The sequence below is a fragment of the Pararhodonellum marinum genome (genome assembly GCF_015354735.1).
In the GTDB taxonomy this organism is placed as follows: domain Bacteria; phylum Bacteroidota; class Bacteroidia; order Cytophagales; family Cyclobacteriaceae; genus Pararhodonellum; species Pararhodonellum marinum.
Genome location: NZ_JACEFJ010000001.1, coordinates 878,849 through 886,521, shown reverse-complemented (window position 1 = coordinate 886,521; position 7,673 = coordinate 878,849). Strand labels below are relative to the sequence as shown.

7 protein-coding genes are annotated in these 7,673 nt (G+C 43.8%); 1 reads left to right on the top strand and 6 read right to left on the bottom strand.

What is annotated here, in order from left to right:
• Window positions 1–387: 387 nt before the first annotated feature.
• The gene (locus H1A14_RS03735) at window positions 388–498 is read right to left on the bottom strand and encodes a rubredoxin (protein WP_317174849.1); all 111 of its coding nucleotides are present in this window, start codon (window positions 496–498) and stop codon (window positions 388–390) included.
• Between the two features lie 168 nt (window positions 499–666).
• Here H1A14_RS03735 and H1A14_RS03730 point away from each other — a divergent pair, with 168 nt between their 5' ends.
• Window positions 667–1,551, top strand: a complete 885-nt coding sequence (locus H1A14_RS03730; RefSeq protein ID WP_194774836.1) for a 3-keto-disaccharide hydrolase — start codon at window positions 667–669, stop codon at window positions 1,549–1,551.
• Between the two features lie 49 nt (window positions 1,552–1,600).
• Here the strand turns inward: H1A14_RS03730 and H1A14_RS03725 are convergent, their stop codons facing one another.
• The 5 genes from H1A14_RS03725 to H1A14_RS03705 form a co-directional block, all read right to left on the bottom strand.
• Complete coding sequence (locus H1A14_RS03725) at window positions 1,601–2,488, bottom strand: dienelactone hydrolase family protein (protein ID WP_194774835.1); 888 nt, start codon at window positions 2,486–2,488, stop codon at window positions 1,601–1,603.
• A gap of 501 nt (window positions 2,489–2,989) precedes the next feature.
• Entirely contained in the window at window positions 2,990–3,988 is a 999-nt protein-coding gene (locus tag H1A14_RS03720; protein WP_194774834.1) for a glycoside hydrolase family 43 protein, read from the bottom strand.
• Window positions 3,989–4,154: 166 nt separating this feature from the next.
• Entirely contained in the window at window positions 4,155–5,252 is a 1,098-nt protein-coding gene (locus H1A14_RS03715) for a DUF6807 domain-containing protein (protein WP_194774833.1), read from the bottom strand.
• Window positions 5,253–5,262: 10 nt separating this feature from the next.
• The gene (locus H1A14_RS03710) at window positions 5,263–6,624 is read right to left on the bottom strand and encodes a Gfo/Idh/MocA family protein (protein WP_194774832.1); all 1,362 of its coding nucleotides are present in this window, start codon (window positions 6,622–6,624) and stop codon (window positions 5,263–5,265) included.
• An 87-nt stretch (window positions 6,625–6,711) separates the two neighbouring features.
• Window positions 6,712–7,596: a sugar phosphate isomerase/epimerase family protein gene (locus H1A14_RS03705; protein WP_194774831.1), complete on the bottom strand. Its 885-nt coding sequence runs from the start codon at window positions 7,594–7,596 to the stop codon at window positions 6,712–6,714.
• Window positions 7,597–7,673: the final 77 nt, after the last annotated feature.

Here is a 7,673-nt window from a genome sequence, read left to right as displayed (position 1 = left end):
CTATCGCCTAGTTTATATTTGTCTTGAGAAGTCGGGATTTTAAACTCGGCAAATATTAATATCATCATCATAAGAAGGATTAGCTTCGTAGACTATTGTTTCACCAGGTTAGAGTATTTTTGCTGGTCGTTTTGCTACCATTTTATTGTAAATTTACATTAGTGAAAGGTATTGAACCAAAACTTTAACATTCATATTTTAACTACTTATTATTTTAAATTAAAGGAAATCAACTTTCATCCATCAATTTTTTCTTCAGGCTAAATAAAACTACAATTTGTTTATATTCTTCAAAAGAAATTTGTTCATTAGATGGCCTAGCCATTAAAAAAAATATTCCAGTCATCAGCTTTCTTATGGACTAAACTGTTAAATCAATGTTGAAGGTCACATCAACCTAAACCCCGCTTTTGGACTGTCACAAACCGAACAGGTGTAGTCATTGTGCAGTTTTAAAAATTCAGTTCCGGGGGCAATTCCGGCACCGGGATCACCGATCTGTCGTAATAGATCGTCAAGCGGGAGGAACCATGGTAATTTCTTGATTTTTTGGTTTAGATTCTAAAGTGTTTTGTATTTATTCACGTATTTAACGCAAAAGTCCTAAATATTAGCTTTCCATAAATTAATTTTCTACAACTTTCAAATAAAAGAAATCCAATTACAATGCATAATAAAATCCCCCATCTGCTATTAGTAAGCTACTTAACCTTATCAGTGGCATTATTTTCCTGCGACAATAAGGAGACCTCTGAAATCGAGGAGAAACCTGAATGGAGACAGCTATTCAATGGCCAAGACCTGGATGACTGGCTCATCAAAATCACCGGCTTTGAGCTCCATGACAACTTTGCCAATACTTTTCGGATAAATGATGGGTTGATGCAGGTCAGGTACGATGGGTATGAAAAATTTGAGGGGCAATTTGGCCATATTTTTTTCAATGAACCGTTTTCCCATTATCTCTTGAGGGTGGAGTATCGATTTGTGGGCGAACAGCCTCCCGGTGGACAGGGATGGGCCTATAGGAACTCCGGAGCCATGCTTCATTCACAGGATCCTGCTACCATGCTGAAAGACCAGGATTTTCCCATATCCATAGAGGGTCAATTGCTTGGAGGGGACGGAGAAAATCCGCGAACAACCAGCAATCTCTGCACACCGGGAACCCATGTGGTCATCGATGGAGAACTCATTACAGACCATTGTGTCTCCTCCACTTCCAAAACCTATCATGGAGAGGATTGGGTCACGGCTGAATTTATGGTTTTGGGAGATTCTGTGATCCATCATATCCTCGAAGGGGAATCTGTCATCACTTATTTTGACCCCCAGATTGGCGGAGGCAATGTCAATCCAGTAGACCCCGAGATCAAAAGAGATGGTCAGGCCTTGGAATCTGGGTATATTTCCCTGCAAAGCGAAAGTCACCCGATAGATTTCAGAACGATTGAGCTTATGGATTTAAGTCCCTATAAAAATGACCCGGAAAAAATGAAATCGATACTGGAAAATCTAGGCTACGGGAATTTTGTGGGAGACAACAAATAAAAATCCCGGCAGTAAACCGGGCATTTATTTTTATAATAACTATGATAATTTACCCCAAGTGTTTTTTGAAAAATTCAATGGTCCTGCCCCAGGCCAATTCTGCAGCGGGTTGGTCATATCTGGGTGTGGAATGGTTGTGGAATCCGTGGTTAACACCGGGATAGAAGTACACTTCATAGTCTATTCCATTGGCTTTCAATGCTTCTTCGTAGGCCTCCCATCCTGCATTCACCCTTGTATCCAATTCTGCATAGTGAAGTTGTAAAGGGGCAGTGATTTTTGCTGCATCTTCGGCACCCACTTGTCCTCCATAAAATGGCACAGATGCTTTCAAGTCAGGCCTCCGGGCAGCCATCATGTTGCTGATCCAGGCACCGAAACAAAAACCCACCACACCCACATTTCCGTTGCAGCTTTCGTGGGATTTGAGCAGTTCAAAACCTGCAATGAAGTCCTCCAAAATCTCATCCCTGTTTCTGGTCGCCTGCATGGTTCTCCCCTCATCATCTGTACCAGGATATCCCCCGAGAGGCGCCAAGGCATCCGGAGCAAAGGCCACAAAACCATCAAGGGCCGCTTGATGAGCTGTATCTTCCACATAAGGATTCAATCCCCTGTTTTCATGTACCACCAAAATCCCGGGAAGTTTCCCTTTGGCATCCTTTGGACGGGATAATAGCCCCTTCATTTTTCCGCCACCGTTTGGCGAATCATAATCGAGGTATTCAGAAATGAGACGGGGATCTTCTGGAGTATACCGCTTGGCTTCCGCATAATTGGGCAAAAGATAAGCCATGATGGCTGAAACTGTCAAGCCTCCCACTGCATACTTGGACAGGCGGTTGACAAATTCCCTCCGGTTGATTTGCCCATGCACGTAGTAATCATACATGTCAAAAATTTCCTGATCTAAATCCTCTTTTCTGATTGGTTCCATGTTGAAATAGACTAATTAATGGTAAGATTGTTTTGACTGGAAGCAAAATATAAGTACTCCAAACCTTAATTTCTCACAAAATCTGTCCAGCGGAAATAAAAAGGGATGTGGGACCGGTAGGTGAGAGGTGGTAGGTGAGTGGTTGTGGGTGAGAGGATGTAAGTAAGAGGTAAATGGTAAAAATTGTGGGCAGGAAGTGGGAAGTTGGAAGTTGGGAGTTGGGAGTTGGGAAAACTTGACGGATGTCGGATGTGAAATTGGTAAGAAGTTAAAGGTAGGAGGTTGTAGGTGGGATGTAAATGGTGAGAGGTACTAGGTGTTTGAATAAACTTATAGTTATTGGATTAAGAATCCCGGAGGGATTAAAAACCGAAAGGTTAATAACCCCGGGTGGCAACCCGGGTAGGATGTGTTTCGGAAAGAAATAAAACCCTGAAGGGGTTTAAAGCAAGTTTCCCGTGTTAGCTAATTACTTTTCCTTGGTTTGTGCCAAACCCATAATTATTTATCTCCCAATAAATTGGCCTCCACCCCCTGATGGGTCAATTTTACAGGTTTGATTTTTCCGTCTGCTTCAAATTCCATGGTTTCAATACAGGTGACCCGGTGATTTCCATCCGTTTCGCCCAAAGGCCTCCTGTGGTACACCATATAATATTGATCATTGTTTGGTGCATGGATGACAGAATGGTGGCCTGCTCCAGTGGCAATATCAGGATCCTGTTCCAAAACCACCCCAATCCGCTCAAAAGGCCCAAAAGGAGAATCAGCGATGGCATAGGCTACCCGATAATCGGGTCCGGTCCAGCCACCTTCTGACCACATAAAATAATATTTACCTTCTCTGATAAACATAAATGGTCCCTCCACATAGCCTTCAGGGGTGACTTCTTTATAGATTTCCCCATCCTCAAAAGGGACCAACCCGGTGAAATCTTCATTTAATTTGACCAGGTTGCATTTTCCCCATCCCCCATAATACATGTACACGGTGCCATCTTGGTCTCTGAAAAGGTATTGGTCTATGGGCTGGGCACCATTTACGATTTCATTGATCAGGGGTTTGCCCAAAAGATCTTTGAAAGGCCCCTGAGGCTGATCAGCCACCGAAACCCCTATGCCGCCCACCTCTCCTTCATGCACGTCATTGGCAGCAAAGAAAAGGTAGTATTTGCCTTTGTTCTCAATCACCCCGGGGGCCCACATGGCAGAATCTGCCCATTTTACAGCCACCGTATCCAGAATCCTTTCATGCTTGGTCCAGTTCTCCAGGTCTTTGGAAGAAAAACAATCCATAAACACCTGCTGATCGAATGGCGCGGAATAGGTAGGGTAAATCCAATAGGTATCTCCGTAGATGATGGCTTCGGGATCTGCATACCAACCATCAAACAATGGATTTCCAGAATGGGAAGGAGTGTGTTCGGTCTTGGTTGTACATGAGATCGTCAACAAAATACAAAACCAAAAACAAAGCGGCGTTTTAATTTTCAAATACATGTTCAGGTTGAGTTGTCAAAAATATTCATCACAACTCAGGTTGAGCAGTGATGTATCAAAAGTTAAGGTTTTCTACTACAAAGAACAAAATTTCTACCCAATGTAAAGGAAGTCCCCCAATTTTATCGAAAGAAAATTGGGGGACTTCCACTCTAGCAATTAAACATTAATCGGCTATAAACGCTTCAAAATCATCGTTGAGCGCTTTTTCAGAGGCATCTGTTCCAGAATAAACCATGATCCTGTATTTGAAGTCAACTGAATCTCCTGCTGATAATTTAAAATTGAGTTCTTCCTTTCCGCCACTCATGGCTTTTTGTCCCAGTGGATTGGCCGCATATAGGCCATATCCACGGGCATGCCAATAAGTCGGGTAACCCACGTTGTCCGGATGATCCAAAATGGCCAGGGATACCTTTTCCCCTGATATCTCACCAGAAAGGTTCATCCACTTGGCTCGGGTTCCCCATACATCATGTCCCGTAAGCCCCTCACTGCTTTTGTACATGCCAGTGACGCCCTCATTGTTCATGGTAGGAACTGCAGTTGCTTTACCGCTGGCATCCGTAAAAATTTCTGGCTTATCCGCAGGATGCTCCAGTTCACGGGCAACCCTTATTCCCACCATGCCTTCTTTATTGTCCTTAAAAGACACCGGTTGGTCATTTGCGGTAAGTTTCGTCATGCGGTCGATCATCCTCTTGTCACCATCTGTTCGGAAAATGAAAGTGGTGTTTTCTATCAACAGGATCGATCCCTCTGCGTCTACCCATTCCGTAGTCACTTCGAGTTCACCCTGATCACCACTGCTGATATTGTTGATTTCCCGGTGATAAATGGTCCCATAACTACTTTTTTTCTCTTCGGGGATGGCTTCTGAATTGTTCCAGAAATCCAGTCCATTCACATCTCCATAATTGAACCAGAGGCCGATGTGGTGGGGATGGTCTACCCGTTCCCCTGCCCTAGGATTGAGAGGAAAGCCACGGGTGAGCAAATTGCCCTGAGCCGTTCTGATGGGATACAGAAAGGGTTTGGCAATATTTTCAGGATAGATATAAGCCGTAAACAGCTCCCCATCGACCAACACCTCTACCTTATTTTCAGCATCATTTCTGATCAATTGCACTTTGGGATTGTCCTCTTCGGAATCCAATAGTGTCTCAGCTTCATTTGTTTGATTTCCTTCTGAGCAAGCCAACAAAAGCAGAGATCCCAAAAGGAGCCCGCACCGAAAAGAGAATAAATTTTTAAACTTGATCATATTTTTGGGATCAATATTTAAAAACCTCTCCACCTGCCAAAACTTCCTGATTTTGGTCATCAAAAGTCACAAACTTGCCCGTACGCAATGCCGCTGTGGTCATGATGTTGGCGATGGAATGGTTGTAACCTGCCATCACATCCGCATTGGGCTTTTCTCTACTCCTGATGCATTCCATCCAGTTTTTCATGTGGGCCGAGGTCATGTTATCTACGCCTGTATTCGCTCCTGTTTCTGCTTTGACTTGCTCAGCCAAACTTACCTCTTTCAAAAGATTCGAATCCATGCCCATGCTTTTCGCATGGTTTTCATTTAGACCACCATTGGGAGTTATTTTATTGGTGTCCAGATTAAGCTCTCCCCCGTTGGAATAATAAATCTCTTTGGTGCCACCTGCTGAATTGGTGAACCTTGAGGAATAAACCACCTGAAAGCCTTTTGAACGATCATCAAGTGGTCCATAATCAAATACCGCGGTCATGGTATCAAAATTTTCCCTGCCATCTTTCCAGAGGTAAATACCGCCGTTGGCGGCCACACTTCTGGGATGATCCAACCCTGTAAACCAGTGTACGGTATCAATCTGATGGGCCATCCACTGACCAGGAATACCGGAAGAATAGGGCCAAAAAAGCCTGTATTCCAGATATTTCCTTGGATCCCACTCCTCATATGGCCGATTCATCAAAAACCTATTCCAATCGGTATCTTCCTTTCTGATTTCCTTAGTCAGTTTAGGCAACCTCCACCTTCCAGGTTGATTGACATTCCAGCTCATCTCCACCATCACAATGTCCCCGAATCCACCTGAACGGATAAAATCATTGGCAGCATGGTAATTGGACCCACTCCTTCTTTGAGAACCCACCTGTACAATTTTACCGGTTCTTTCCACCGCCTCACGGGCAGCCCGGTTGTCTTCCATGGTTTCGGCAAAGGGCTTCTCCACATAGACATCCCTGCCCGCCTCCACTGCTTCCTTGCAATGCAGGGCATGTTGAAAATCAGCTGTACTGATGATGACGGCATCCACATCCTTTCGCTCGTACAATTCTTCATTGTTTCTCGCCGTTTGAATCGTCTTTCCACTTTTTTCTTTGACATAAGCCACGCATTCATCCCTCCTTCTGTTCCAAATGTCAGAAACCGCAGAGAATTCAAAATTCATTTCTTTGGAATGCTTTAGCATGGCTGGTATCAAAGCGCCTTTTGCTCGGTCCGAAAAACCGACGATCCCTAAATTCACCCTGTCATTGGCCCCGATAATCCTACTGTAGCTACTCGCAGGGAAACCCATGGCACCTATCGAGATCCCTGCTGTGGTAAGTACCGATTTCTTCAAAAATTCTCTTCTTGAACTATTATTTTTCATATCCGTGAGTTTATTGTGATGGTTCATATTTTCTTGGTTATTCTTTGATCTTTGCTTATTTAAAAGGTTATTTTTTTGAAATAAATATTATAAAGTATTGGAAACCAATTTTTTGAATATTGACTCTTGATGTTTTAATGCAAGTACCCGGTCATCAGGCTCTGTTCTTGCTTCCATCAATATCCAGCCTTCATAATCCATTTTTTGTAGAAGATGAAAAAGCGCCTGGTAAGGATAGTCTCCTTCATCGAATTCTCTCACATGCACGGTGTCACCCATCCACTTTTTGACTAAGTTAAAGTTTCCCTCTAGCCCAGGTGGCAACAAGTCTTCATCATTGCAGTTCCAACAGACTTTTACGTTGGATTCGGTAACCTGATCAAAAATGGCTTTCATGTTGGGCAATTCCTGGGTGAGGTGGCCATGCACCTCCACCCTGACCAACTGTCCATAATCCATGGCAAAACGGCCTACTTCATTGAGGGATTCGGCGATCTGTGAAATGGTTTTTTCTTGGGGTACTTCAGCCGGTAGGTTATTGGGTTTTACCTTGATGCCTGTTGCGCCAATATCATGACAAAGTTTGATGTATTCTTTTGTCTCCTTGATATTGTATTGAAGTTTAGCGGCATCAGGACTGTGGTATTCAAAATTGCTGCCGTAACCCAGACAGGTGATAGGACTGTCGGCAAAGCGTTTTTTCACTTCCCTCCTCGCTGAAGCGCTAAGAGAGGTTTCTACCCCATGGGCATGTTCCGTTCTGAGCTCCACGCCCAATGCACCTGCTGCCTCACAATTCCTGATCAACGTGGGAAGATCCCAATCCCTCCCCCATTGGTAAGTGACCAGGCCGAATTTCATTTTCTCCTTCAGGTTAGCTGTAAATCCCGGAAGCCCCGAAAGGGCGGAAATGCCCACCCCGTACACCAAAGAATGGCGGATAAAATCACGTCTTTTGATATCAGTTGGCATGTTGCAATGCTTTAGGTTATTTTCGGGAAACTCATTTTGGGCAAAGAATAATTTGAATATAATTCAAAATAGCTTAA

What these genes read in the sequence shown, in the direction of transcription:
- H1A14_RS03730 (WP_194774836.1), top strand. Translation starts at nt 667, where the DNA reads ATGCATAATAAAATCCCCCATCTGCTATTAGTAAGCTACTTAACCTTA.
- H1A14_RS03720 (WP_194774834.1), bottom strand. Translation starts at nt 3,988, where the DNA reads ATGTATTTGAAAATTAAAACGCCGCTTTGTTTTTGGTTTTGTATTTTG.
- H1A14_RS03725 (WP_194774835.1), bottom strand. Translation starts at nt 2,488, where the DNA reads ATGGAACCAATCAGAAAAGAGGATTTAGATCAGGAAATTTTTGACATG.
- H1A14_RS03710 (WP_194774832.1), bottom strand. Translation starts at nt 6,624, where the DNA reads ATGAAAAATAATAGTTCAAGAAGAGAATTTTTGAAGAAATCGGTACTT.
- H1A14_RS03715 (WP_194774833.1), bottom strand. Translation starts at nt 5,252, where the DNA reads ATGATCAAGTTTAAAAATTTATTCTCTTTTCGGTGCGGGCTCCTTTTG.
- H1A14_RS03705 (WP_194774831.1), bottom strand. Translation starts at nt 7,596, where the DNA reads ATGCCAACTGATATCAAAAGACGTGATTTTATCCGCCATTCTTTGGTG.